A 25,381-nucleotide genomic window follows, 5' to 3' on the forward strand; every position below is an offset into this window, starting at 1 on the left:
CCAGGACCAAGTCGATCAGGGAAACATGTCGCCAAGGCTTTGCCGGTCCGGGTTCGATAGAGGGAAAAATCCCGACGATCTATCGTCCAGATCGTTGCATCCATATATTCATGCATGGCAACCAGACAAGCGTCCGCATAATCTGCATGCGGATGATATTTCTCAATGATATGGGCTACATCAACACGAAATACAGGCAGGACAGGCATAACATTCAGCCAGTCGGTTTCGATCATTGCGAGAATAGAGCATGTTTGGCACGCTCGCTTGCCCGCACGTGGTAGAACAACTCGGATACCACCGCTTCACACGTCGTAAAACCATTGGGATGCCGAGCGGCAACTTGCTTGCTCCACCGATGATACATATCGCAAGCATCCAGCAAGGCAACCAGAACTCCTGTATCAATCAATGGCCGCTTGCTCATTCCGAATAACCTTTACGAAGAGACAGACGACCATCGGATGGTCCATCATACGAACCTATCACCCATTGAGGAAGCAAATGTTCGACCTTGGATTGGCTAACCGGCTTTGTTGGACGTGACCTGCGTTTTTTGGGTAATGGTTTGGGTTTGGTTGTATTCATGCTTTCAGTGATCATGTCACATTTTTCGATATCGGCAACAGACAACTTCAGGGAGTTCAAAGATTGGCTTGCTTTTCATTTCCTCCGAAGTCGTCGCATCATTTCTGCATGAGGGATTGGTTCGCTTTGTCCGGTTCTGTAGCGTTTGAGTCGTTCATCCAGAATACGCTTATCATATCTTGCAAGTTTTCCGGATTCATACGGTTTGATATTCGCGTCCATGGCAGGCTGTCGCTTCGCTCGGTACGCGTCTATTCGCGGTTAAATTTTCTCAGCCGCAAAAGAGCGCAAAAACCTTCACGCCGATGAAACATTGCGTGGCGCTTATAAGCGCCCGGAATCTTCGCGCCCTTCGCGATCTTTGTGTAAAATCATCATTCGGGTTTATGCTGACCTGCCGGCTCACTTCCGCAAATCATAAGGGGACTTCTGAAAATTGAACAGAAGGCAACGAAGAGAACGGAGAACAACCAAGGCCGCTTACCATTCATTCCTGCTAAACTTTCTTATAATAAATAACTTTTGTTCAGAGTCCTCTTCGTTTTTACCTTCGTTACCTTTGTTTTCTTCTGTTCAAAAATGAATTTCTAGAAATACAGGGTGATTTTTGACCGATGATGAATTTTGACCTCTGCGCCCACTCCCATTCTCTGCGGTGTCGTCATTCAGTACGATCTCGATCGGCGCCTTCTTCACGTCCTTCACGGTGAAAATGAATTTTCAGGAGTTCCCTAAACAGCATCGGGACTGGCGGTCAAACGGTTGCTTATGCGGTTTACCGGAGGCAATTGCAGCGGGCACCGGCGCGCAGCCTCCACCAGAATATCCCGGACTTCTTTTTCCAGATCGGGAATATCCTCAAACCAGACGAGACTCCTCAAGGCCACGGCTGGTGAAAATTGCTGTTTATACAACGCGCCGGCTCCGGCCAAACCGGTGGCGAGATCTTTTCCCGCCATTAACATCGCGGCAATATCACGGTAGTCCTTGATTTCTACCCTGCTGGAAATAGTCGCCAGCTTGAGTGCCAACAGATCATCCAGCGAAGCAACGGCGGGAGCATCCTTGGCTCCGGCCTGTTCCGGTTCGCCGACACGGCCGAAATCGATGGAGCCGAAAAACGAAAGTTTTACATAATCATCACCGACCGGAAGCGACAGAGTCAGGGTATGACCCTGCTCCTGAAGGACATCTCCCGTTTCCAGCCAGGGAAGTATCCTGTATAGTTCCTTTTTATCCAGCGGTGTATGTGAGAAAAAATCAAAATCGACGGAAACACGATGACCCAGGCGCAGCGCGATTGCCGTGCCTCCATAAAGCACCCAAGGCGTTACCGACAAAGGTTCCAGGCGGGGCCAGATCATCTGCTGGGCGGGAGGCAGAATGGAAAAATGAGGCGCAAATATCGTCATGCTGTTTTCCTGACGGGCAAGGGAGGGGGATTTTCACCCGGGTCAGTCAATCCCAGTCGGTAATGCCAGAAGGCCCAGGCTTTGGCATCGAACCAGCCCGGCATGGCCACCTCGAGGGTATGCCGGAGAGTCCGGGGAGTCACGAGGCGCACCAGACAGTCGAGATCGGACAGGGTGCCGAGTGTCATCGTTTGGGCGATCACCCGCTCGGGCGATTCCAGCGCCCTCTCCGGCGTTTCCCACCAGATATAACGCCGGGCCAGGCGCTTCAATTCGATAGACTGTCTGGAACTATCCATACGAAATCCGGATTTAACCGCTAATGAACGCTAATTGACGCTAATAAAGGCAGGGATGGCGGAGCCATCGGGTTTTATTCGCGTTCATGGCAGGCTGTCGCTTCGCTCGGTACGCGTCTATTCGCGGTTAAATTTTCTCAGCCGCAAAAGAGCGCAAAAACCTTCACGCCGATGAAACATTGCGTGGCGCTTATAAGCGCCCGGAATCTTCGCGCCCTTCGCGATCTTTGTGTAAAATCATCATCCGGGTTTATGCTGACCTGCCGGCTCACTTCCGCAAATCATAAGGGGACTTCTGGAAATTGAACAGAAGGCAACGAAGAGAACGGAGAACAACCAAGGCCGCTTACCATTCATTCCTGCTAAACTTTCTTATAATAAATAACTTTTGTTCAGAGTCCTCTTCGTTTTTACCTTCGTTACCTTTGTTTTCTTCTGTTCAAAAATGAATTTCCAGAAATACAGGGTGATTTTTGACCGATGATGAATTTTGACCTCTGCGCCCACTCCCATTCTCTGCGGTGTAGTCATTCAGTACGTTCTTGATCGGCGCCTTCTTCACGTCCTTCGCGCTCTTTGTGTAATATCATCATTCGGGTTTATGCTGACCTGCCAGTTCACTTCCCCAACCCATACGCCCGGAAGCCGATCTTCTCCAGTTTCTCCAGGTCAACGATATTGCGGCCGTCGAACAGGAAGGCGGGTTTTTGCATGCTGGCATGGATTTTCCCGAAATCGAGCGTCTTGAATTCGTCCCACTCGGTCAGGATCGCCACCGCGTGCGCGCCAGCAGACGCTTCATAGGCCGAGCTGGCAACGCTCAGACGGCTAGCCTCCGGTTTCCGATCTCCGGTTTCCGGCGATCCGAGGACATCGATGCGGATTTTTTCCGCCGGAACCTTGGGATCATAAACCACCACGTTGGCCTGCTCTTCCAGCAGGTCGCGCACCACGCTGATCGCCGGCGATTCGCGCGTGTCGTTGGTGTCTTTCTTGAAGGCAAAGCCGAGCACCGCTATTTTTTTGCCGGCCACCGTGTTGAAAAGCGTGCGGACAATCTTTGCCGCGAAGCGGTGTTTCTGGAATTCGTTGATTTTGATCACCTGGTCCCAATAGCTGGCGACTTCAGGCAGCCCGAAGTATTCACAGAGATAGACGAGATTGAGGATGTCTTTCTGAAAACAGGAGCCGCCGAAACCGACCGAGGCTTTCAGGAACTTAGGGCCGATGCGGCTATCCCTACCGATGGCATGCGCCACTTCATCCACATTGGCCCCGGTCGCCTCGCAGAGAGCGGAAATGGCATTGATCGAGGAGATGCGCTGGGCAAGGAAGGCATTGGCTACCAGCTTGGAGAGCTCGGAGGACCAGAGATTGGTCGTGATAATCCGCTCGCGCGGCACCCAGCGGGCATAGACGCTGACCAGCGTTTCCACCGCCTGCTGGCCTTCCGGCGTGCGTTCGCCGCCGATCAGGACGCGATCGGGATTTTGCAGATCCGCGACGGCTGTGCCCTCGGCAAGAAATTCGGGATTGGAGAGCACCTGGTGGCTGGACCCGTTGCCATTGGCCTTGAGGATGGCCTGGATGGTCTCGGCCGTGCGCACCGGAATGGTCGATTTTTCGACAATGATTTTGGGGGTGGTGGCGGCCTCTGCGATGGTCCGGGCGACGGATTCGATATAACGCAGATCGGCGGCACGGCCGGCGCCGACGCCATAGGTCTTGGTCGGCGTGTTGACCGAAACAAAGATGATATCAGCCTTGGCGATAGAAGCGTGGATATCGGTCGAAAAAAACAGATTCTTGCCACGCCGTTCCTTGACGATCTCGTCGAGGCCGGGTTCGTACACCGGGAGGTTGTCCGAATTCCACGCCGCGATGCGGGAGGCATTCATGTCAACCACGTTGACAGTGATATCATGCGCCTTGAGCGCAATCATGGCCATGGTAGGCCCCCCGACATAACCGGCACCGATACAGCAGATGGTCATTGGATTTGAAGTTGGTAGTTGGAAGTTGGGAATTTGTAGTTGGGAATGGGAAATCCGGAGGGAGTTAACCGCTAAAAAACGCTAATTGACGCTAATGATGAAAGGAGAAGTCGTCTCAATCCCGATCGTTTACACAAAGGTCGCAAAGAACGCGAAGGAGTGCCGATTATCTTCTTCGCGCCCTTGGCGATCTTTGTGTAGAATCACTGCCTGGTTTATTAGCGAAGATTAGCGTGGATTAGCGGTTCAACAGACCTTCAGTTATTCCCGATTTTTTCTATGCAAGTGAGCAGCCACTCCCTGTTCGCGACAAAGGCATCTTCGATTTCTGTAACGGGTGGTATTTGCGCCTGATCCAGCGATTCATGCAATACAGCGACCGAACAATCCTTCTGCCTCAAAAGAAATTCTATATCCTCGCGATCCTGCGGATCAATCCGCATCATTTTAGTCAATATCAGGTCTTCAGTCGATGGTCGCCATAAGCGCAGATGTTTCAGTCCGGAGATTTCCAGTATAACCACCTTTTTCAGCCAATCCGATGTCAGAATGACCTGCCTGTCTTCAAAAAGATGCGTGAAATACAGACCCGCACTGTCGAGGGTTTCATTTGTTTTGGCCTGCGCCTGCCAGAAATCCTCATTGGCATCGATGGCCAGAATATCCCCGGCGGGCAGAATCGCATCGACATCCATCGTTGCATGATAGCCTGCCGGTGCATCCGGGAAACCCAGCGCCAACGCCGACCGTCCGTAGATATACAAGCTGAACGGATGGACAAGATAGTCATCCAGCGTCCGAAGAATATGGAGTGGATTGCTTTTCATCTTGCGGCATGCCGCATGCGCCCGGGCCGTAGCCATACGGGACGAGCGACGACTCCTCCTCGCAATCTTCCGGGTGCGGAAACAAACCGGCTCGGGTGGGGCCATACACCTGGCCGCCCCCGCGCGGCAACCGGAAGAGCGGCAATGAGCCTTTCCCAAAAATCCCTGCGCCCGGTATCATAAATAGCTGCCTGGTCCGCGATATAGCGCAGTACGGGGGTGGCCCGCTCCATCAGCGCCAGACGCACCAGACGGCTTCGGTCCATTTCCGGAGCCCCCAGCAACTGCGCCGCACACCGGATCCTTTGCGGATGATATTCCTGGGCGCCAGAAAGCAGGGCTATCGCCAGTTCTTCGTTACTCAACACGTCTGTTCCCGGATCCATGACCGCCGATCCGTCATAATCCGCCGGTGCGTAATGGGAGCAGCCGCGTTTTACCGCAAGGCAAAGCAGTGCGTCTGGTGTCGGGAAACCCAGCAGCCCTACTTTTCGCAGCAGCGGTGATATATGCGGAACACTTCCCGCTGTATTAGCAACGGATAACATGGGAATGAGGATCTGGAAAATACGTTTTTAACCGCTAATGAACGCTAATTGACGCTAAAGCATTTTTTTAAAAATTGTAGCCGTACAGGATCCTGAAAACAGAACCACGGATATCACGGATGCACACGAATAAGAAGGAAGCGGCAAGGCATGGTTTGAATCCGTGATAATCCGCGAAATCCGTGGTTAAAAAACGACTACAGTTTTATTTGAACCGCTCTAATGATGACCGGGAATTGTGATCCATGACTCAAAAGCGGGTGCTCGGGAATTAGCGAAGATCAGCGTGGATTAGTGGTCAAAAACTTCAGTTCTTCAATGTCTCCCGGAAGTGTTGGATCGTGCGCGCCAGCCCGTCTTCGAGCGCAATGGTTGGCTCCCACTTCAGGTGTTGCTGCGCCAGGGTGATGTCCGGTTTCCGCTGTTTCGGGTCGTCCTGGGGAAGCGGCTGGTGGACGATCTTCGATTTTCCTCCGACCAGCTTGAGCGTGAGCTCGGCCAGTTGCAGCATCGTGAACTCGCCGGGGTTGCCGAGATTGACCGGGCCCGTCAGCGTATCCTGATTCATCAGACGGACAAAACCCTCGATCAAGTCATTCACATAGCAAAAGGAACGGGTCTGGTTCCCATCTCCATAGATAGTGATATCCTCTCCCTTGAGGGCTTGAACGATGAAGTTGGAAACGACCCGGCCATCGCTGGGGTGCATGCGGGGACCATAGGTGTTAAAGATGCGAGCAATGCGGATATCGGTGCCGTTTTGCCGGTGGTAATCCATAAACAGCGTCTCTGCACAGCGTTTGCCTTCGTCGTAACAGGACCGGATGCCGATGGGGTTGACGTTGCCCCAGTAACTCTCCGGCTGGGGATGCACCGCCGGGTCTCCATAAACTTCACTCGTGCTGGCCTGAAACACCCGGGCACGGATGCGCTTGGCGAGGCCGAGGCAGTTGATCGCGCCCATGACCGAGGTCTTGATGGTCTTGATCGCGTTGTACTGGTAGTGAGGAGGAGATGCAGGACAGGCCAGATTATAGATCTGGTCCACCTCGAACTTGAAGGGATCGATGACATCGTGCCGGACGAGCTCGAACGCAGGATTGTTGAGGAGGTGGACGATGTTGGTTTTACGTCCGGTAAAAAAATTATCGAGGCAAATGACCTCGTGCCCTTCGGCAAGAAGACGGTCGCAAAGATGGGAGCCGAGAAATCCGGCCCCGCCGGTGATCAGGATACGCATGGGGAAGCTTGTGAGGGAAAAACTGAACCAGAACGAGAGTGTTTCGTCAGTTCGGAACTCCAGCGAGCTTGCGACTTTGGTCGCCCGGAGGGCACCCGGTCCGGTCTGGCCTTCCGCTGCGCTCCAGGCCGCACCCTCCGGGTGCGCCATCTTCGCTCTCTCGTGCTTCGTACGCGCTGCCGCGCTTCGTCGCCCCGGCTGGGCTCAGTTCGGTTTTCGACCGAGCTTCGCCCCGTCACGTCCCCGGGGCGTAACCTGAAAAAAATAAACTGGTTCGCGGTGAAAGCCGCATGAAAAATGTCAACCCAGCAAGCGAGCGACGATGGGCAGGACGGTCATGGCACGCTTCGGCCAAGTCTGTAACTTGGACACACGATTCTCCATGATCTCCCGCTGTGCCTCGTCCGGCGCCATGCCGGCAAAATCCGAATTGCCCAGCGCATCGGCGCGGGCCTTCCATGTCTCCAGCTCCGGCTGGATCCGCTCGCGGATAAATCCGCTCACCAGTTGGCGCAATTCGACCACCGGTTCAAAAAACTCCCGCCGGTCCCCCATGATCACCACCGGCTTGATCGCCCCCCATGTGCGCAAAAAACGGAGCCCCTGGCTCACCGAGCCCTTGCTGATCTTCAGCCGCCCGGTGATGTCCTGCGCCGAAAGCGGCACCGGCGAGGCAAACAGCAACCCGTAAATCTCCCCCAGCGACCGGGGCGCCCCCAGCGCCTGGGTCAACTGCACAAAAATCGCCACGATCTCCTGCTCATGCACCCCGAGGACGGCTCCCTTCCCCGCATCCGCGTCATCCGCCCCCGCCTCCTCGGCGGTCAATTCGGCGGAATGGTGAGAAACAGGAATCACGTCGTTAAGCTGAGCTTACTACTTCATTGAGTTCAATTCAAAATGAACACCCTCTTGCAAAATTCTGGAATGAATCGACCAGATGAGACGGGACTCCGGATTGCCGGAGCAAAAATCAGGTGCCGGCTGGACCACAGATTCCACTGATTGACACGGGGAGTCCGGGTGGCATGGCCATCCTGGCCATGAAGTGGCACGGGCTTCCAGCCCGTGTTCCGGAAGGCGGCGCTTCGCGCCGTCCACGGGCAGGGATGCCCGTGCCACCTCAATTCCATTGCAGCACCATCTCCGGTTTCCACCGGTGCCACCCCGGTACATCCTCCGGCACCGGATCGGGCAGCGAGAGGATGACGGCGCCGTCCTCCTTCGAGGCGGCGGCCGTGATCCCGTAGTTTTCCTTCAACCATGCGGCCGTTTCCGCGCTCGCCGGATCGCGCGACGTCGCCCGCAACTCCAGCATCGCCCGCAAGATCTGCTGCCGGGCGCCCGCATACCGGATCGCCGCGTCGACGCTGCGCATGGTCTCCCGGTCGATCACCCCGAAGGTCCGCCGGTTCCCGTCCTCCGGATCCGGCGGCTCCCCGCGTTCGAAACGGCCGATCAAGTCCTCCGACCTCTCCTCGAGTTCGTCCAGGGCGGCGGCCAGCGCGACCGGATTCAGCAAAGCCTCGTCGTCCCCCGCCACGTGGCGAAACTGCGCCAGCTCCGCCTTCGTCAGCATCCGTCCCGCATAAACCAGCTCGCGCGATTTCACCTTCACTGTCGCCACCTCGTCGCCCCGGGCGATCTGCGCGGTTCCCCCTTCCGTATTCACCGCAAGAATACGGATCCCCCTCACCGGACCGCGCCGGCTGCTCACGATAAACGCCTCCCCGTTGACCATGTCCTCGAACCCGACAAAAAACTCGTCCGCCGAATAATAGCCCAGTGACGACACCCGCAGCCGCGACATCCACTCCGGCGTTTTCTCGCCGTCTGTCGTCAGCTTTCGCAGCCGGCTCCGCATCATCTCCAGGCCAAACCGCATCTCCCGGCGAAAAAGGGCGCCATCGGCCTCCGGCCATGGGCGTAGCCCGTCCACCCTGGCGGCGATCCGTTTCGCCTGCTCCGCCGAAAGTGTTCCCCCCTGCCCGGCCACATGCGCCGCAACGATCCCGTGCGACGCCGCTCGCGCCAGAATCGGAAAAACCAGCGGATCATCCGGCATCGCCTGCTCGCCGATACGCAACGCGGCCGACAACGCCACATCCGGCGGCACGGTCGCAACCGCTGTCGCGCCCTCCCTGACGGGCGATGGCATCGCTGCATCCAGCAACATCCTGACTGCGCCCATCCGGTTGCCTGCATCAATCGCCAGCATGCCCGGCTCTTCGCCATCCGGCGCCGGCGTCCGCGCCACCTCGCCGCGCTCCGCTTCCTGCAAGATCTCCGCCAGCACCGGCGCCGCCAGCCGCTGTCGCTCCGCCAGCGGCAACGAATCCCAGGTGTTTCGTTTCTCCGCCGGCAACCCCGCGCGGAAGGTGCTCATGACTGCATACGGTTTTTTCAACGCGTCACCCGCGGCCTCCGCCGCTCTCCCGGGAGCGGATCCCGCCAGCATCAGTGAACTCAGGGCAAGCCAACGCAACATATCTGCAAAAATGATCCGTTTCCGGCGGCATTGCACCCCCAAAAATGCCGGCCACGTCCCGCCAAGTGTAATCGGAAGCGAGAGTGGCATGGGCATCCCTGCCCATGAACGTTGCCTCCCGGCGTGGCACGGGCATCCCTGCCCGTGTGCGTTGCCTCCCGGCAGAAGTGGCGCGGGAGGCGCGGGCAGGGATGCCCGCACCTCCCCGGAATCATGGGCTGGAAGCCCATGCCACTTTTACTGCCAATCTGCCAATCCGGCATTCACCACTTCCTTTTACACTTACACTTTGCCCCGCCCGCGCGACCACGCGCAGCGTCACCCTCCGATGCCGATGCTTCCCGCTCACCTCTGCGGCCTCACGGCCTCCTTGCCCGCAGCCTTGCCCCGCTCCCGCCAGCCGCCATCGTGCCCGGCATGGCCACCACCCGGCTGTCCCGCCACACCGACGATTCTTCCGGCTCCGCTCTCGCCTGGGCTCACCTGCCCACGACCGGTTTTGCCGACATCGCTGCGCGACCCGGCACGGTCGCCATTCTCCCCGTCCATGGTTATGCCGATCACGGGCTTGGCCTGCCTCTCGATGCCGAAGAACTCGTCGCCGCCCCGCTCCTCGCCTCCGCCGCCGCTGCGGCGGCGGGAGTTCAGGGTTCACGGTTCAGGGTTCAGGGTTCAGCGTTCAGCGTGTCAGACTGTCGGCCTGCGGCCTCGGTACACGGTTCAGGGTATGCCGCGCCTGCCAACAACCCGAAACCCCCAACTCCAAACCCTGAACCGGCGCGAAGCGCCACCGCCTTCGCGGCGTCCGTCCTCGTCCTCCCTCCTTTCCGTTTCGGCCCTGCGCCCTACCCGTCTTCTTTTTTCGGCATCGATCCCGACACCGCCCGCGACGCCGTCCTCGAACTGGCCGACGGCGTTCGCCGCGCCGGTCTTGAAAAACTCCTGCTCTTTTCAACCAGTCCCTGGCATCGCGAATGGCTCAACGCCGCTGCGCTCGACATCCGCATCGAAACCGGTCTCCGCGTTTACCGGCTCCATCTCTCCGCTCTCGGGCTCGACTTTCACCCCGCCGCTCCCGCCGCCGACCGCGCCGCCGCGCAAGCCCTTGCCAGTGCCCTCCGGCACACCCCGCCCGCACCGGTCACCCGCACCGGCGATGTGCGCGACGCCACCTTCCGCCCCGGCTGTTTTCGCCAGCCCCCCCCGCTCCCCACCGATGCTCTCCCCGGCGCGGATGCCGACGGCCTTTTCGCCAGCGCAGCCTCCCGCCTCGCGTCATTTCTCGCCGAATGCCTCGCGCCCTCGCCCTCCCCCTCTCTCGCCTCCTCTTCCCTCTCCGGCTCCGCCATCCCTGCGCATTTCAAACTTCCAGCGGCAACCTCCCCTTTCCCCCGCTTCCTCCCGTCCCTCACCCGCGACGAGCTCGAAGCCATCCCGGCCGCCGACCGGGCACGCGCCGTCGTCATCCTGCCCACCGGCGCCATCGAGCAGCACGGCCCGCACCTGCCGGTCGGCACCGATGCGCTCATCGGCCAGGCACTCCTCGCCCGCGCGCTCGGCCACCTGTTTCCTTCCGCGTCCTCCCCTTCGCGTTCTTCCGCCCCTTCTCCCGCCGTCTACGTCGCGCCGCCGCTCCTCGTCGGCAAAAGCACCGAACACCGCTCGTTCGCCGGCACGCTCACACACAGCACCCGCACCTTCCGCGCCCTCCTCCGCGCCCAGGCCGCGCAGCTTCACTGGCTCGGCTTCCGCACGCTCGCCCTCCTCAACACCCACGGCGGCAACAGCGCCGTCCTCACGTACACGTTGCGCGAGTTGCAGACCGACCCCGCGCTTCCCGGCCTGCGCGCCGGCATGCTCACACACGGGTACAAACCCGCCGAACTCTCCGCGCAGGAAGCCACCTTCGGTTTCCACGCCGGCGAGTGGGAAACCTCGCTCATGCTGGCCATCGCGCCCGACCTCGTCCGCATGGATCGCGCCCTCTGCGCCTGGCCTGCGCAGCTCGACGATCCCGGCACGCTCCGGCCCGAAGGCGCGTCGCTCACCTTTGCCTGGACCACGGAAGATATTTCCCCGACCGGCGTCATGGGGGACGCCACCCGCGCCACCGCCGAAAAAGGCGCCCGCTGGCTCGCCGCCGCTGCCGAAGGCCTCGCCGCCGCTATCCGCAACCTGCTGGCAGGATGACCTGATACCAATCGCCGCTTGATTTTAGACTTTCCAGAAATGGACGACCTGGTTTTTCAACCACGGATTGCACAGATGGGCACGGATGTCCTAAATCCGTGTCGATCCGTGCAATCCGTGGTTAACGTCTGAACGCATCGGGACGCGGTAAAAACCGGTTTCCCGGAAACTCCTGAAATCAAAACCCACAGGGACACCGGTCCAGGTCCTTGTCGCTGAAAGGGAATCGGCGTCCTCCGCACCAATCCCTGGACAACCTCGCCGCATTGGGCACCGTTGTCGTTTCCTCTCACCGTGGCCACTTCCGCTTCCGTCAAAACCAGCTCTTCCCGTTCCGCCAACGCCCGCTCCGCCGTCGCCCGTGCCCCCTCCTCTGCGCCGACCCCGCCCGCCGCCGTTCCCGAAGCCATCCGCCTGCGCGGCGTCCGGCAAAACAACCTCAAGAACTTCGACCTCGATATCCCGCTCGGCCGCTACACCGTCGTCACCGGCGTGAGCGGCGCGGGCAAAAGCTCGCTCGTCTTCGATACCCTCCACGCCGAGGGGCAGCGCCGCTATGTCGAGACCTTCAGCGCCTACACCCGCCAGTTTCTCGACCTCCTCGACAAACCCCAGGTCGACAGCATCGAAAACATCCGCCCTTCCATCGCCATCGAGCAGACGAACACGGTCAAAACCTCGCGTTCCACCGTCGGCACGATGACGGAGCTGACCGATTTCTTCAAAGTCTGGTTCAGCCACACCGCCCGCTGCTTCGATCCCGAAACCGGCGAACCGGTCGAGGACGACACCCCGCACTCCATCCGGGAAAAAACCTGGGACGCCCACGCCGGCGACACGCTCGTTATCGCTTTCCGCATCAACCGCCCGGCCAACCTCGCCTGGGCCGAAATCCTGCAAAACCTCAAAACCCAGGGCTACACCCGCGTGCTGCTGGAGGACCGGAAGCCGGAAGCCGGAGGTCCGGAGACCGGAAACAAAAAACCGGGGAAAACAGCAAAGCCGCTCCCCCCCCCCTCCCCCCCGGTCCCTCGGTCCGCGGATCTTCCGGCGTTCCCCCTCCAGTCCGCCCGCATCGACGATCTCCTCGATTCCTCCGCCCCCCTGCCGGAAACCCTCGCGCACCTCCACGTCGCCCAGGACCGTATCGCCATCACGCCGGAAAACCGTTCCCGCTTCCTCGAAGCCACCGAAACCGCCCTTCACTTCGGCCAGAACCAGGTCCACCTCTTCGCCGAAAAAAACAGAGCCTGGCACGAGGTCGGCCACTACTCGCGCGGGCTGCATTCCCCCAAAACCGGCCGCACCTTCCGCGCCGCCACGCCCGCGCTGTTTTCCTTCAACTCCCCGCTCGGCGCCTGCCCCGCCTGCCGCGGCTTCGGACGCATCATCGAGATCGACTACCGCCTCGCCATTCCCGATCGCACCAAAACCATCGACGACGGCGCCATCAAATGCTGGGAAGGCGAAGTCTACGGCGAATCGAAAAAAGACCTCCTCCGCTTCGCCCGAAAACTGAAGATCCCCGCCGACATTCCCTTCGCCGAACTCAGCCCCGCACAGCAGGCCTTCATCATCGACGGCGAACCCGACTACGGCCAGCCCGGCCGCGAATGGCCCAAAGCCTGGTACGGCCTGAAAGGGTTTTTCAACTGGCTCGAGAAAAACACCTACAAGACCCACGTCCGCGTCTTCCTCTCCCGTTTCCGCAGCTACAATCTCTGTCCCGCCTGCCAGGGCACCCGCCTCCAGCCCGAAGCCCTCTGCTGGAAATGGCAGGGCCGCACCCTGCCCGAGATCTACCAGCTCCCGGTGCGCGAGCTGCTCGCGCTGCTCGCCGTCGAAAACGGAAACCCGGAAAAACCGGTATCCGGCCCCGGATCGTCCGGCCTTCGCCCGGATGCCGGTGAGGGCGCCGCTCCCGCCTCGCTCGCGTTCGAGTCCATCCTCACCCGCCTCCGCTACCTCGAGCAGGTGGGCCTCGGCTACCTCACGCTCGACCGCACCTCCAAGACGCTCAGCGGCGGCGAGGTCGAGCGCGTCAACCTCACGTCCTGCCTCGGTACTTCGCTCGTGGATACGCTCTTCGTCCTCGACGAACCCAGCGTCGGCCTGCATCCGCGCGATATCGACCGCCTCATCGCCATCATCCGCACGCTCACGGACGCCGGCAACACGGTCGTCGTGGTCGAGCACGACGAGTCCATGATCCGCGCCGCCGACCACGTCATCGAGATCGGGCCCGAACCCGGCGCGCGCGGCGGCCATGTCGTCTTCGAAGGCCCGCTGGCGAATCTCCTCACCTCCGACGCCCTCACCGGCCAATACCTCTCCGGTCGCCTCCGCATCGACACTCCCGCCGTCCGCCGCCCCTGTGGCGCGGGCGTCTCGCCCGCTTCCAAAGTGGCGCGGGCGTCCCGCCCGCACGGCCTCCTCACCCTTACCGGCGCCACCAGACACAACCTCCGCGACCTCACGCTCCGCCTCCCGCTCCACCGCCTCGTCGCCCTTTCCGGCGTCAGCGGCTCGGGAAAGTCCACCCTCCTCGACAACGTCATTTATCAGGGCCTCCTCGCCCGCCGGCACCAGCTCACCGAAGACCCCGCCGCCATCGCCTCCATCACCGGCGATGACGCCATCGGCGAGATCGTCCTCGTGGACCAGTCGCCGCTCTCCCGCACCCCGCGCTCCAACCCCGCCCTCTACACCGAGGCGTGGGAACTCGTCCGCGATCTCTACGCCCGCGAACCCGCCGCCGAGGCCGCCGGCTACACCGCCTCCAGCTTTTCCTTCAACGCCGGCGACGGACGCTGCGACCACTGCAACGGACTCGGCTTCGAACGGGTCGAGATGCAATTTCTCTCCGACGTCTTCGTCCCCTGCCCGGTTTGCGAAGGCCGCCGCTTCAAACCCGAAATCCTCGCCGTCAAACATCGCGGCCTCTCCATCTCCGACCTCCTCACCACGAGCATCGACGACGCCCTCGTTCTTTTTTCCGGCGACGACCAGGCCGGTGGCGCCGACGTCAAAACCTGCGAAAAAATCCGCACCCGCCTGCAACCCCTTGCCGACGTCGGCCTCGGTTACCTCACCCTCGGCCAGCCGCTCAACACGCTCAGCGGCGGCGAATCCCAGCGCCTCAAACTGGTGCGCCACCTCGGCGGCGCCGCTGACGCGGCGCAATCCAGCGTTCAGGGTTCAGAGTCCGGAGTTTCGGCAGGCAATGCACCAAAACCCGGCACGCGCCAAAATGCCAAACCCGAAACCCTGAACGCCAGACCGTCGCCGGCCCGCCCGGCGGGCGCCCTGCTCCTGCTGGACGAGCCGACGACCGGCCTGCACCGTCACGACGTCAAGCGTCTCGTCACCGTGCTCCAGCGCCTCGTGGACGCCGGCCACAGCGTCGTCGTCATCGAACACAACATCGACGTCCTCAAGTCCGCCGACTGGCTCATCGAGATCGGACCCGAGGCCGGAGCCGACGGCGGCCGCATCGTCGCCGAAGGCCCGCCCGAACGCATCGCGCAAACCGACACCGCCACGGCGCCGTATCTGCGAGCGGCGCTCGCAGATACGGCCGGTTCAGGGTTCAGGGTTCAGGGTTCGGAGTTGGCTGCTTCGCAGTCCGGAACAGCAAAGCGAACCGCCGGCGCCACGCCCGCCAAAACCCTGAACGCGAAACCGGAAACCCCGAACCGCGCGGGCACCGTCGGCGCCCTCGTCCTCGTCGGCGCGCGCGAGAACAATCTCAAGAACCTCTCCCTCTCCATCCCGCACCGCCAGCTCACCGTCGTGACCGGCGTGTCCGGCTCCGGCAAGTCCACGCTCGCCTTCGACATCGTCTTTGCCGAGGGGCAGCGCCGCTTCATGGAGTCGATGTCGCCCTACGCCCGCCAGTTTGTCGAACAGCTCCCGCGTCCCGCCATCGACCGCCTCACCGGCATCCCGCCCACCGTCGCCATCGAGCAACGCGTCACGCGCGGCTCGCGCAAGTCCACCGTCGCCACCATCACCGAAGTCGCCCAGTACCTGCGCCTCCTCTACGCCCGCCTCGGCATCCAGCACCATCCCGACACCGGCCGCCCCGTCCAGCCGCTCACGCCCGCCCAACTCAGGAAACTCCTCGCCGACGTCCTCGCCTCGCCCGCCGCCCGCCGGGCCGGACACCTCTACCTCTGCGCCCCGCTCATCCGCGGCCGCAAGGGCCACCACCAGCCCATCGCCACCTGGATCGCCAGGCAGGGCTACGAACTCATGCGCGCCGACGGACGTATCCTGCGCGCCGATACGTTTAAAAAACTCGACCGCTACAAGGAGCACGACATCGAAGCCGTTGTCGCCGACCTGAAATCCGGAAAAACAAACTCCGGACCGGGAGCCAGCGCCGCTCTCGACGCCGCCCTCGCGCTCGGCAAAGGCTCCTGTTTCCTCGCCCTCCCCGACACGGCCAAAGGCAGCAGGATCCTCTCCTGGTTTTCCACCACGCGCACCGATATCGAAACCGGAGAATCCTTCCCCGAGCTCGATCCGAAGCACTTCTCGCACAATTCCCCGCGCGGCTGGTGTCCCGTCTGCCGCGGCCACGGGCGCATCTATCCGTGGATGCTCGAAGCCGACGACGACGAGGACCGCAACAGCAACGATCCCGCCGCCCAGCTCCGCGCGCTCGGCATCGAGACCGCCGATGATCTCGCCGAGGAGGGCACCCCCTGCCCCGCCTGTCACGGCGATCGCCTCAACCGCATCGCGCGCGCGGTGAAGCTTCGCTTCGTGCGGCCAAAAGCTGAAAAACCGAAACCTGAAAAACTGAAAAAAAACGCCGCCGCCACGGCCCCCGTTCCAGCGGTCGGTTTTCAGCTTTCGGCTTTTCCCGACACTCTCTCCTTGCCCGAACTCCTCCGGTCCACCCCGGCGCAACTCCTCGCCCATCTGCGCCGGCTCGACCTCGACGAACGCGGCCGGCTGATCACGCAGGACATCGTCCCGCAGATCGAGGAACGCCTCCGGTTCCTCGATCACGTCGGCCTCGGCTACCTCACGCTCGAGCGCCCCACCGCCACGCTCAGCGGCGGCGAGGCCCAGCGCATCCGCCTCGCCGCGCAACTCGGCACCAATCTCGCCGGCGTCCTCTACGTGCTCGACGAGCCCTCCATCGGCCTGCACGCCCGCGACAACGACCGGCTCATCGAGACGCTCGAAACCCTGCGCGACAAGGGCAACACGCTCCTCGTCGTCGAGCATGACGACGAGCTCATGGATCACGCCGACCGCATCATCGACCTCGGCCCGGCCGCCGGCATTCACGGCGGCGAACTTCTGGCCGAAGGCACGCCCGCAGAGATCCGGCAATGCGACCGCTCCCTCACCGGCCTCTTCCTCGCCCGCGGTATCCGGCATCCCCTGCGCGGCGCGTACCGGGAATGTGGCGCGGGCATCCCGCCCGCATCGTGGCACGGGCTTCCAGCCCGTGATTCCGCACGACAATCCCGCCTGCAACGCGCCAAAAATCACCCGGCCGCATCTGCTTCTCCCGAACCCGCGGGCAAGATGCCCGTGCCACCGTCTGCGCCCTCCGGTTTCCTCACGCTCACCGGCGCCCGCCTCCGTAATCTGCGCGACATCGACCTGCGCCTCCCGCTCGGCCGCCTCATCATGGTGGCCGGCCCTTCCGGCGCGGGAAAATCCACGCTCTTTCGCGACCTCCTCCACCCGGCCGTCGCCCAGGCCATCAAGACCGATGCCCGCAAACTCACCGGCCGCCAGTTCGTCCGCGCCGGCGGCATCACCCGCGACCTCCCGCCCTCGTCCTCCGGAGCCACCCCGGCCTCGCACGCAACGTTTCCCTTCGACGAACTCCGTTCGGCCAACGGCTTCCGTTCCGTCATCGAGGTGGACCAGTCGCCCATCGGCAAGACCCCGCGCTCCACGCCCGCCACCTACCTGGGCATCTTCGATCTCATCCGCCAGTTCTTCGCCTCGCTTCCCGAGGCCAAGCTGCGCGGCTACAACGCCGGCCGCTTCTCCTTCAACACGGCCGGCGGACGCTGCGAAGCCTGCCAGGGCGTCGGCCGCATCAAGCTCGAAATGGCCTTCATGCCCGATACCTGGCTGCCCTGTGATGACTGCCACGGCCTCCGCTACGCGCCGGAACTCTCCGACATCACCTGGAAAGGCAAATCCATCGGCGAAGTCCTCCGGCTCACCTTCGAGGAAGCCGTCCCGTTTTTCGATTTCCACAGCCAGCTCTCGTCCGTGTGCCGGCTCATGGTCGATTGCGGACTCGGCTACCTCACGCTCGGCCAGTCCTCGCCCACGCTCAGCGGCGGCGAGGCGCAGCGGCTGAAACTCGTCACCGAGCTCTCGCGCGGCCTCGCCACCTACACCGAGCGCAGCCGCGGCACGCTCCCGCGCAACCTCTACCTGCTCGAGGAGCCCACCATCGGCCTGCACCTCAGCGACTGCGAGAAACTCATCAACGTCCTCCACGCGCTCGTGGACCAGGGCCACACCGTTGTCGTGATCGAGCACCACCTCGACCTCCTTGCCGAGGCCGACTGGATTATCGAACTCGGCCCGGTCGGCGGTCCCGACGGCGGCCACCTCCTCTACCAGGGCCCGCTCGCCGGCCTCCTCGATCCCGCCAACAAAAACAGCCCGACCGCGCCCTACCTGCGGAAGAAATTAATAATCAAGGCGGGCTCCCAAAATTGAACAGAAGGCAACGAAGAGAACGAAGAACAACCAGGGACGCTTACCGCTCATCCTTTCTTAACTTTATTAAAACCGATAACTTCTTATTCAGAGCCCTCTTTGTTTTACCTTCGTTACCTTTGTTTCTTTCTGTTCAAAAATGAATTTCCAGAACTTCCCTTGATTTTCCATGCCTGCCACCCGCCTCCGCTCCTTTGATTTCATTGCCATCGGCGCCGGCTCCGCCGGGTTCAACGCCGCCCGCGTCGCTCGCGACCTCGGCAAACGCGTCGCCATCGTGGATGGCGCCCGCGAACTCGGCGGCCTCTGCATCCTGCGCGGCTGCATGCCCTCCAAAACCCTGCTCCACGTCGCCGAAATCCTCCACCGCGCCCGTCACAGCGCGCGCCTCGGCATCCGCGCCCCCGGCGCCACGATCGACATGAAGGCGCTCCACCGCTGGAAGAAAAAAGTCATCGGCGACTTCACCGCCTACCGCGAAAAGGCGATGTTCTCCGGCGGTTTCACCGTTCTCCGCCACTACGCCCGCTTCATCGACCCGCACACGCTCGAACTCGATAACGGGCAACGCCTGCGCGCCGAAAAATTCCTCATCGGCACCGGCTCGCGCGTCAGCGTGCCGGCCTCCGTCCCCGGCCTGGCCGACACCCCGCACTGGACGAGCGACGACGTCCTCGACCTCGCGCACATTCCCGAAAGCGTCATCGTCCTGGGCGGCGGCATCGTCGCCGTCGAACTCGCGCAGTTCCTCAACCGTATCGGCACGCGCACCACGATCATCCAGCGCAGCCCGCATCTCCTCCGCGATCACTCGGCCGAAGCTGCCGGCGTCATCGCAACCGCCTTCCGCGACGAAGGCATCGAGCTTCACACCGGCACGCGGCTCCTCGCCGTCCGCGCCACCGCCACCGGCGTAACCGTCACCTTCGGGCACCGCGGCAAAAAACACGTCCGCCGCGCCCGCCACCTTCTCAACGCCCTCGGCCGCGAACCCGCCACGCAGGGCCTCGGCCTCGCCGCCGCCGGTGTCGCGCTCGACGATGGCGGCCGCATCCGCACCAACCGCTGGCAGCAGACCAGCCAGCCGCACATCTACGCCGGCGGCGATGTCTGCGGCCCGCATGAAATCGTCCACCTTGCCGTCGCCCAGGGCGAGCTTGCCGCCCGCCACGCGTTTGCCGCCAATCCCAATCCCGGTCCCGGACCGGCTCGCCGGCTGAAACCCGTCGCCAGCCAGCCGCTTCTCGGCGTCGTGTTCACCGATCCCGCCCTCGCCACCATCGGCGCGCGGGAGAGCGAACTGCGCGAGCGCAAGACCCCGTACATCGCCGCGTCGTATCCGTTCGACGATCACGGCAAGTCCATCGTCATGGATGCGCACTACGGCTACGTCAAACTCCTTGCCGAGCCGAAACGCGGCCGCCTCCTCGGCGCCGAGATCGTGGGCCGCGATGCCGGCGAGCTGATCCACCTCTTCACCGGTCCGCTCACCCTGGGCGCCACGGCTGCCGACCTCCTCCGCGCCCCGTGGTATCACCCCACGCTCGCGGAAATCGTCACGTATCCGCTGGAGGAGATCGTGGACGCCCTCCGCCGGTAGCGCCGCTTCGCGGAACACGGTCGGCGGCCTTGCCGCCCAGGGTGGCACGGCCATCCTGGCCGTGATTCCGACGTGGCACGGGTTGAAAGCCCGTAGCTGCGAACGTAAGTTTGCAGGCCGCCGGCATGACCGGGCATTCGGCCGCCTGCCGACTTATACCAAAGCCCCAAAGCCTTCAGATTTTCACACAAAGCTCGCAAAGAGCGCAAAGGATTGCCAGTTACCTTCTTCGCGTCCTTTGCGGCCTTGGTGTAAAATCAAAAACATTCGGGACCCTGGTATTACGTCGGCAGCTACGGAACACGGGCGGGACGCCCGCGCCACATTGCGGTCGCGCGCTTGCGCACGCGCGGCCACACCGTTTGCCTTTCTCCGCCGATGCCACGCTTCCGCCGCCTTCTCGTGTCCGCACTTCTTCCCGTCATTCTCATCTATACCGGCTACTGCCTGATGCTCGCCCTGGTGCGGGACCGGCTGCTCTTCGCCCAGCACAACCGCGCCCGCGCCGCCGGCCACACCGCGCCGGCAGGCTTCGAAACCTGGTGGCTCGATCTGCCGGACGGCGAAGGCCGCGTCGAGGCGTGGTGGTCCCCCGCGCCCGGCGCCACCCGTGAGAAACCCGCTCCGGCCGTCCTCTATTTTCATGGCAACGCCCAGCTCATCGACGACAGCACCGGCGCGGCCCGGGTATGGAACGGGCTCGGCGTGTCCACCCTCCTCGTCAGTTACCGCGGCTATGGACGCTCCGGCGGCAAGCCGACAGCCGACAACGGCATCACCGATGCCGTCGCCTGGTTCGACCGCCTCGCCGCCCGCCCCGAAGTCGATGCGCGGGCGATCCTCGCCCACGGTTACTCGCTCGGCGGCGCCTTTGCCGCGCAACTCGCCACCCGTCGCCCCGTCGCCGGGCTCGCCCTGGAAAGCACCTTTGCCAGCATCCCGCGCATGGCGCATGCCTACGGCGTCTGGATCTATTTCCCGCACGAGCGGCTCGATACCGTGGCCGCCCTGAAAAAACTCCCGTCCGGAGTGCCTGTTCTCGTCACGCACGGCACGCAGGATCGTGTCGTCCCGTTCTCCGAAAACCGCCCTCTTCTCGACGCCCGCCCCGACACCATCCGGCACACCGGCGATTTCGGCCACATGCCCTGGGCGCAGGAAGAATCCGGACACGCCCTGCTGCGCCAGTTGCTCGCGGCCGCCACCGACGGAGCCACACCGGGCTTGACGCCCTGAATAATACCGCGAATCCGGCCGCCCTGGTCCCGTAGGGGCGCATTCACGTGCGCCCGTTCGCGGAATGGAGCTCCGATGCTCATCAACGGGCGCACGTGAATGCGCCCCTACGGTCGAATACCGGCATATCAGCCGGCCTCGCCCGCCAGGCTGGCCCGCTTACTTCGCGCCGATAGCCGCGGCGGCAGCGACGAAGGCTTTGGCCTTGGCGGTGATGGCGGCCCAGTTCTTGTCCTTGAGCGCCTGGGCCTGGACCAGCGAACTGCCGGCGGCGGTGGCGAAGGCGCCGGCCTTGATGAAGTCGCCGAGGTTGTTCTCGTTGACGCCGCCCGTCGGCACCATCTCGACCTGCGGGAGCGGAGCCTTGAGCGACTTGATGTAAGCGGGGCCAAAAAACTCGGCGGGGAAAATCTTGGCGACGTCGGCGCCGGCCTCCCAGGCATTGACGACTTCCGTCGGCGTGAGGGCGCCGCTGAACACCGGCACGCTGTAACGGCGGCAAAGCGTGATGACCTCGGGCCGGAGCGCAGGCGTGACGATGAAGCGTGCTCCGGCGAGAATGCCGGCGCGGGCCGTCTCGGCATCGAGCACGGTGCCCAGACCGAACAGAAAATCGGGAAGCGCGGCGGTGGCCTTTTCCAGCATGCGGATGGCACCGGGCGTCGTCATGGTGAGCTCGATGCTCGTGAGTCCGCCCTCGGCGAGGGCCTTGGCGCAGTCGAGGAGGCCGTCGGGATTGTCGGCACGGATGAGCGCGATGACTTTTTCGTTACGGATCTTGGTGAGGATGGCGTCTTTCTTCATGGGTAAAACAGACACCGACACTGCCAGCTGCAGGCCCGGGGCGGCAACCCGATAACGACAACACGCGACAAGACAGGCGGTTTTGTGCTAACGCACGCCCGCGTCACATCGCGCCCTCCGCCTCGCGCTCAGTTCGTGTAGGCGATCGTTTCCTTGCCCGGAATAGTCGAGCCGGTGGCGCGGATCTCCGGCTCGTCGCGGTTGATGACCCGCGGGTAGCTCTCTCCGGCGACCGGCGTGATTTCACCGATCTCCTTGCCGGGTCCGACGAGTTCGTTGAACGTCACCGTGCTCTCGCCGGTGCGCACGAAGTAACGCTGGGCGGCGTCGTTGAGCAGGCGGAGGTTGTTGACCACCTTCTTTTCCTGCTGGGTGGCATTGATGCGGTTGAAGGCGGGAATCGCCATCAGGCCGAGAACAACGATGATAAGGATGACAATGAGGGCCTCGACGAGAGTGACACCTTTGGCAGAACGAAATTTCATGTTTTGATCTCTGGAACTGGCGAAACGCATCCCGAGTCAGATGCGCCACTCCGGCATGCACGATACGGCGGTCACCAGAAAGAAAATTCTCGCGGGATGCAAACTGCAGAGTGGTTTTGCATGATTCTTGCAGCGTTTGCGGCAATCCGATGGACATATTCACGCTCGCCAGCAGTCCCCCATCGGGAGCAACTTTCAAAATAATGGGATCGCGGATCAGGTTTTTTCGAAACATCGCCGGATTTTGTCTGGCGGGGATTGCCATGTCCGCCCGTCTCCTGGCTGCGGGGTCGGACAACAACAATGCCACGACTGCGACGCCCGGCCTCGAACCGGTGGTCGAGCTGCACCTGGCCAACGGAGACAAATTGACCGGCCGGATCATCGACCGGCGCGACGGCAAGATTTTCTTCAAATCCGATATTTTCGGCACTCTGGAAGTGGCGGAGGCCAAGGCTGCCGTGGTCGAGGTCCCCGAACCTTCGACCGGGAGCACACCGTCCGATGCGATCCGCTCCCCTTCGGCGCCCGCGTCCGCTCCGGGATCCGTCGCCGCGACTGCGCCGGCGAAGCCCGCGCCCCCGTCGAAATCTGCCGCGGTCGCCGCCGCCGGTGACAGCGCCAAAAAGGGCCCGCCGCCCGCCGCCGCACCCGCGAAGGCTCGCTGGAAGGGCAAGGTCGAACTCGGTTACCAGCAGAAAAGCGGAAGCGTGGATTCGCTCAGTTACCAGGCGCGTTTCGAAGCGCAGAAGGAAGTCGGTCCCGATACGTACCGCGCCACGGCCCGCCTGCTCTACGGCGAGCAGGACGATATAAAAAACTCCGACCGGATCGAGGCGAGCCTCCGCTGGCGGCACCAGATCAGCGAACGGTTTTTCACCCAGACCGCCACGAGCTATTACCAGGACGCGATCGCCGACATCGACCACAACTTCGAACAAAACGTCGGCGTCGGCTACAAGCTGATCCAGCGCGACCGCCATGTGCTCAATGTCGGCGGCGGCATCACCGGCCAGTACCGCAGCGCGCCCGAAGTCGAGGGCGGCATCGCCGCGCTGACCGAATTTTTCGAAGATTATACCCTCAAGATCAACGGACACCTGACGTTCCTGCAGGATTTCAACGTGCAGTACTGGCCGGACCAGCACTCCACCAGCGCGGCCACCAACGCGGACGAAAGCCTCAAGGTGAGATTCAATGCAGCGCTGCAGAGCAAGCTGACGGAAAAACTCTCGTTCAACATCCGTTTCGAATACGAATACGACAACGCGATCGCCGATCCCGACGCGCGCAAGACGCAGCGGATCATCAGTTCGCTCGGCTACGCCTTCTGAAGACCTGTTCACGGCTCCCGCGCGCAGCTTTGGCTTTTCGCAGCGCCGGATTCCGCCCAAAGTTGCTCCTCCATGCTCACCAGAACCCAGGTCCAGCATTTGCGCCGGTTGCAGGAAAAAAAGCACCGCGAGGCCGAAGGCGTGTTTGTGGTCGAGGGGCCCAAGGTCGTCGGTGAACTGCTGGCGGCGGGATATCCGTTATCCGGCCTCTACCTGACGGAGGCGGGACGCGCGACGCTGACGGCCGCCGGGCGGCCGACCCACGACGCCCGCCTCGTCAGCGAGGACGAGATGGCGCGGATCAGCCATTATCCGACGCCGTCCGGCGTGCTGGCGATCGGCGCAATCCGCCGGCAGCCGCTGCCGCCCGCGGCGCTTGCAAGCGGGTTCACGCTCGCGCTCGACGGCATCCAGGATCCGGGCAATGTCGGCACGCTGTTGCGGATCGCCGACTGGTTCGCGTTCGACCGCGTGGTGCTCTCGCCCGACTGCGCCGACCTGTTTTCCCAAAAAACAATCAACGCCAGTATGGGCTCCTTCGCGCGGATGGCGGCTCACGTCGCTCCGCTGGCCGGCGGGTCCGGCGCGCTCGCCTCCGCCATCGCGGCGGGGGTGCCGGTGCTCGGTTGCGACCTCGGTGGCGACGATGTCCACATGCTGGCCCCGCCGGCCGGCGGCGGCTGGCGTGATGTCGTGGTGGTGATCGGCAGCGAAGGCCGGGGATTATCGCCGGCGGTGCGGGCGGCGGTCACGCGTTTCGTGACCATCCCGAAATACGGCCACGCCGAATCGCTCAATGCCGCCGTGGCCGCCGGCATCGTCTGCGCGGCGCTGCGACGCTGAGGCAGGGCGCGGACGCGGCGTCATCGGCGGCCTGTCTTTTTTTCCCGGATACGTGTTCCGGCGCGGGTGGCTTTGCCCTGGATGGCACAGCGAGATCGGGGCGAGGCAGGATCTTGCGGGATCATGGCTCGAATCCGCCATGTCCGATGGCTGGATCAAGCTCGTATCCGATGACTCATCATACCAAAGTCCCAAAGCCTTCGGATTTTTACACAAGGCCGCAAAGAGCGCAAAGGATTGCCAATTACCTTCCTCGCGTCCTTTGCGGCCTTTGTGTAAAATCAAAAACATTCGGGACGCTGGTATCAGGCCCCTTTTTGCACTACCCGGGATCTATTCGGGTTGCAGCGTTTCGGGGACCGGGAACGGGGGATCAGCGGGTCAATGCTTCCCCCGGTGCATTTGTGCCCTGAAAATGCGATCGTACCTCCCGCCGGATCCCGACGGCGTGAAGCTCGCGTATTCAGTGCCGGCTATATGTGTCGATAAGAACCTTCAACCATCCACCTTACAACAGACAAATGGCAACAAGAACTACCGATGCTATCACCTTCTTCCTCGAAAAAAATCGTCGTGGTTGATGATCACATCTCCATCAGAGAGCTCGTTGTAAAATTTCTCATCTCTCCTGAAAATCAGTCCGTGGTGGTGGCTCAGCCCTGCGATCATTCTTCCGCTCTGGAAGAGGTACGCAGGCATCAGCCTCATCTTGTCATAGTGGAAGTCATCGTTGCGGCTGGTTCGGGCATCGGCCTGCTTCGTCAGATTCGCCATGTCAGCCC

The 25,381-nt window shown here is 62.2% G+C and carries 16 protein-coding genes; 6 read left to right on the forward strand and 10 right to left on the reverse strand.

Translation table 11 applies throughout. From position 1 onward, the window contains the following. Positions 1-1,319 precede the first annotated feature (1,319 nt). The 7 genes from OPIT5_05095 to OPIT5_05125 form a co-directional block, all read right to left on the reverse strand. Entirely contained in the window at positions 1,320-2,000 is a 681-nt protein-coding gene (locus tag OPIT5_05095; protein AHF89695.1) for a hypothetical protein, read from the reverse strand. Beyond that, positions 1,997-2,299, reverse strand: a complete 303-nt coding sequence (locus OPIT5_05100; GenBank protein AHF89696.1) for a hypothetical protein — start codon at positions 2,297-2,299, stop codon at positions 1,997-1,999. The genes OPIT5_05095 and OPIT5_05100 overlap by 4 nt, the downstream gene beginning before the upstream one ends. A gap of 617 nt (positions 2,300-2,916) precedes the next feature. Continuing rightward, positions 2,917-4,293 (reverse strand): UDP-glucose 6-dehydrogenase, encoded by a 1,377-nt coding sequence (locus OPIT5_05105; protein ID AHF89697.1) that lies wholly within the window; start codon positions 4,291-4,293, stop codon positions 2,917-2,919. 257 nt (positions 4,294-4,550) lie between these two features. Continuing rightward, positions 4,551-4,988 (reverse strand): hypothetical protein, encoded by a 438-nt coding sequence (locus tag OPIT5_05110; protein AHF94098.1) that lies wholly within the window; start codon positions 4,986-4,988, stop codon positions 4,551-4,553. Positions 4,989-5,975: 987 nt separating this feature from the next. Further along, on the reverse strand, positions 5,976-6,908 hold the full coding sequence (locus OPIT5_05115; protein AHF89698.1) for an NAD-dependent dehydratase: 933 nt from the start codon (positions 6,906-6,908) through the stop codon (positions 5,976-5,978). A 300-nt stretch (positions 6,909-7,208) separates the two neighbouring features. Next, positions 7,209-7,766, reverse strand: a complete 558-nt coding sequence (locus OPIT5_05120; protein ID AHF89699.1) for a transcriptional regulator — start codon at positions 7,764-7,766, stop codon at positions 7,209-7,211. A 265-nt stretch (positions 7,767-8,031) separates the two neighbouring features. Further along, entirely contained in the window at positions 8,032-9,366 is a 1,335-nt protein-coding gene (locus OPIT5_05125; protein AHF89700.1) for a hypothetical protein, read from the reverse strand. A gap of 447 nt (positions 9,367-9,813) precedes the next feature. On the opposite strand from OPIT5_05125, the gene OPIT5_05130 reads away from it, so the two are divergent. From OPIT5_05130 to OPIT5_05145, 4 genes are all read left to right on the forward strand, one after another. Further along, a complete protein-coding gene (locus OPIT5_05130; protein AHF89701.1) occupies positions 9,814-11,586 on the forward strand; it encodes a creatinine amidohydrolase in 1,773 nt (590 codons plus the stop codon). Between the two features lie 276 nt (positions 11,587-11,862). After that, positions 11,863-18,297, forward strand: coding sequence for an excinuclease ABC subunit A (locus OPIT5_05135; protein AHF89702.1), 6,435 nt, complete (start codon positions 11,863-11,865; stop codon positions 18,295-18,297). A 169-nt stretch (positions 18,298-18,466) separates the two neighbouring features. Further along, positions 18,467-19,897, forward strand: a complete 1,431-nt coding sequence (locus tag OPIT5_05140) for a pyridine nucleotide-disulfide oxidoreductase (protein AHF89703.1) — start codon at positions 18,467-18,469, stop codon at positions 19,895-19,897. 378 nt (positions 19,898-20,275) lie between these two features. Beyond that, positions 20,276-21,133 carry a peptidase gene (locus tag OPIT5_05145; GenBank protein ID AHF89704.1) on the forward strand — a complete coding sequence of 286 codons (858 nt, stop codon included), beginning with the start codon at positions 20,276-20,278 and terminating at the stop codon, positions 21,131-21,133. Between the two features lie 159 nt (positions 21,134-21,292). On the opposite strand, the gene OPIT5_05150 is transcribed toward OPIT5_05145, so the two are convergent. Together OPIT5_05150 and OPIT5_05155 are read right to left on the reverse strand one after the other, a co-directional pair. Further along, the gene (locus tag OPIT5_05150; GenBank protein AHF89705.1) at positions 21,293-21,937 is read right to left on the reverse strand and encodes a 2-dehydro-3-deoxyphosphogluconate aldolase; all 645 of its coding nucleotides are present in this window, start codon (positions 21,935-21,937) and stop codon (positions 21,293-21,295) included. Between the two features lie 128 nt (positions 21,938-22,065). Continuing rightward, entirely contained in the window at positions 22,066-22,422 is a 357-nt protein-coding gene (locus OPIT5_05155; protein AHF89706.1) for a pilus biosynthesis protein, read from the reverse strand. Positions 22,423-22,685: 263 nt separating this feature from the next. Between OPIT5_05155 and OPIT5_05160 the strand changes: the two genes are divergently transcribed. Then, positions 22,686-23,756: a salt-induced outer membrane protein gene (locus OPIT5_05160; protein AHF89707.1), complete on the forward strand. Its 1,071-nt coding sequence runs from the start codon at positions 22,686-22,688 to the stop codon at positions 23,754-23,756. A gap of 72 nt (positions 23,757-23,828) precedes the next feature. Then, positions 23,829-24,599 (forward strand): RNA methyltransferase, encoded by a 771-nt coding sequence (locus OPIT5_05165; protein ID AHF89708.1) that lies wholly within the window; start codon positions 23,829-23,831, stop codon positions 24,597-24,599. 546 nt (positions 24,600-25,145) lie between these two features. On the opposite strand, the gene OPIT5_05170 is transcribed toward OPIT5_05165, so the two are convergent. After that, a complete protein-coding gene (locus OPIT5_05170; protein AHF94099.1) occupies positions 25,146-25,373 on the reverse strand; it encodes a hypothetical protein in 228 nt (75 codons plus the stop codon). Between the last annotated feature and the right edge of the window lie 8 nt (positions 25,374-25,381).

The organism is Opitutaceae bacterium TAV5, assembly GCA_000242935.3.
In the GTDB taxonomy this organism is placed as follows: domain Bacteria; phylum Verrucomicrobiota; class Verrucomicrobiia; order Opitutales; family Opitutaceae; genus Geminisphaera.

What these genes read in the sequence shown, in the direction of transcription:
- OPIT5_05095 (AHF89695.1), bottom strand. Translation starts at nt 2,000, where the DNA reads ATGACGATATTTGCGCCTCATTTTTCCATTCTGCCTCCCGCCCAGCAG.
- OPIT5_05100 (AHF89696.1), bottom strand. Translation starts at nt 2,299, where the DNA reads ATGGATAGTTCCAGACAGTCTATCGAATTGAAGCGCCTGGCCCGGCGT.
- OPIT5_05105 (AHF89697.1), bottom strand. Translation starts at nt 4,293, where the DNA reads ATGACCATCTGCTGTATCGGTGCCGGTTATGTCGGGGGGCCTACCATG.
- OPIT5_05110 (AHF94098.1), bottom strand. Translation starts at nt 4,988, where the DNA reads ATGGATGTCGATGCGATTCTGCCCGCCGGGGATATTCTGGCCATCGAT.
- OPIT5_05115 (AHF89698.1), bottom strand. Translation starts at nt 6,908, where the DNA reads ATGCGTATCCTGATCACCGGCGGGGCCGGATTTCTCGGCTCCCATCTT.
- OPIT5_05125 (AHF89700.1), bottom strand. Translation starts at nt 9,366, where the DNA reads ATGCTGGCGGGATCCGCTCCCGGGAGAGCGGCGGAGGCCGCGGGTGAC.
- OPIT5_05130 (AHF89701.1), top strand. Translation starts at nt 9,814, where the DNA reads ATGGCCACCACCCGGCTGTCCCGCCACACCGACGATTCTTCCGGCTCC.
- OPIT5_05140 (AHF89703.1), top strand. Translation starts at nt 18,467, where the DNA reads ATGCCTGCCACCCGCCTCCGCTCCTTTGATTTCATTGCCATCGGCGCC.
- OPIT5_05145 (AHF89704.1), top strand. Translation starts at nt 20,276, where the DNA reads ATGCCACGCTTCCGCCGCCTTCTCGTGTCCGCACTTCTTCCCGTCATT.
- OPIT5_05150 (AHF89705.1), bottom strand. Translation starts at nt 21,937, where the DNA reads ATGAAGAAAGACGCCATCCTCACCAAGATCCGTAACGAAAAAGTCATC.
- OPIT5_05155 (AHF89706.1), bottom strand. Translation starts at nt 22,422, where the DNA reads ATGAAATTTCGTTCTGCCAAAGGTGTCACTCTCGTCGAGGCCCTCATT.
- OPIT5_05160 (AHF89707.1), top strand. Translation starts at nt 22,686, where the DNA reads ATGTCCGCCCGTCTCCTGGCTGCGGGGTCGGACAACAACAATGCCACG.
- OPIT5_05165 (AHF89708.1), top strand. Translation starts at nt 23,829, where the DNA reads ATGCTCACCAGAACCCAGGTCCAGCATTTGCGCCGGTTGCAGGAAAAA.
- OPIT5_05170 (AHF94099.1), bottom strand. Translation starts at nt 25,373, where the DNA reads ATGGCGAATCTGACGAAGCAGGCCGATGCCCGAACCAGCCGCAACGAT.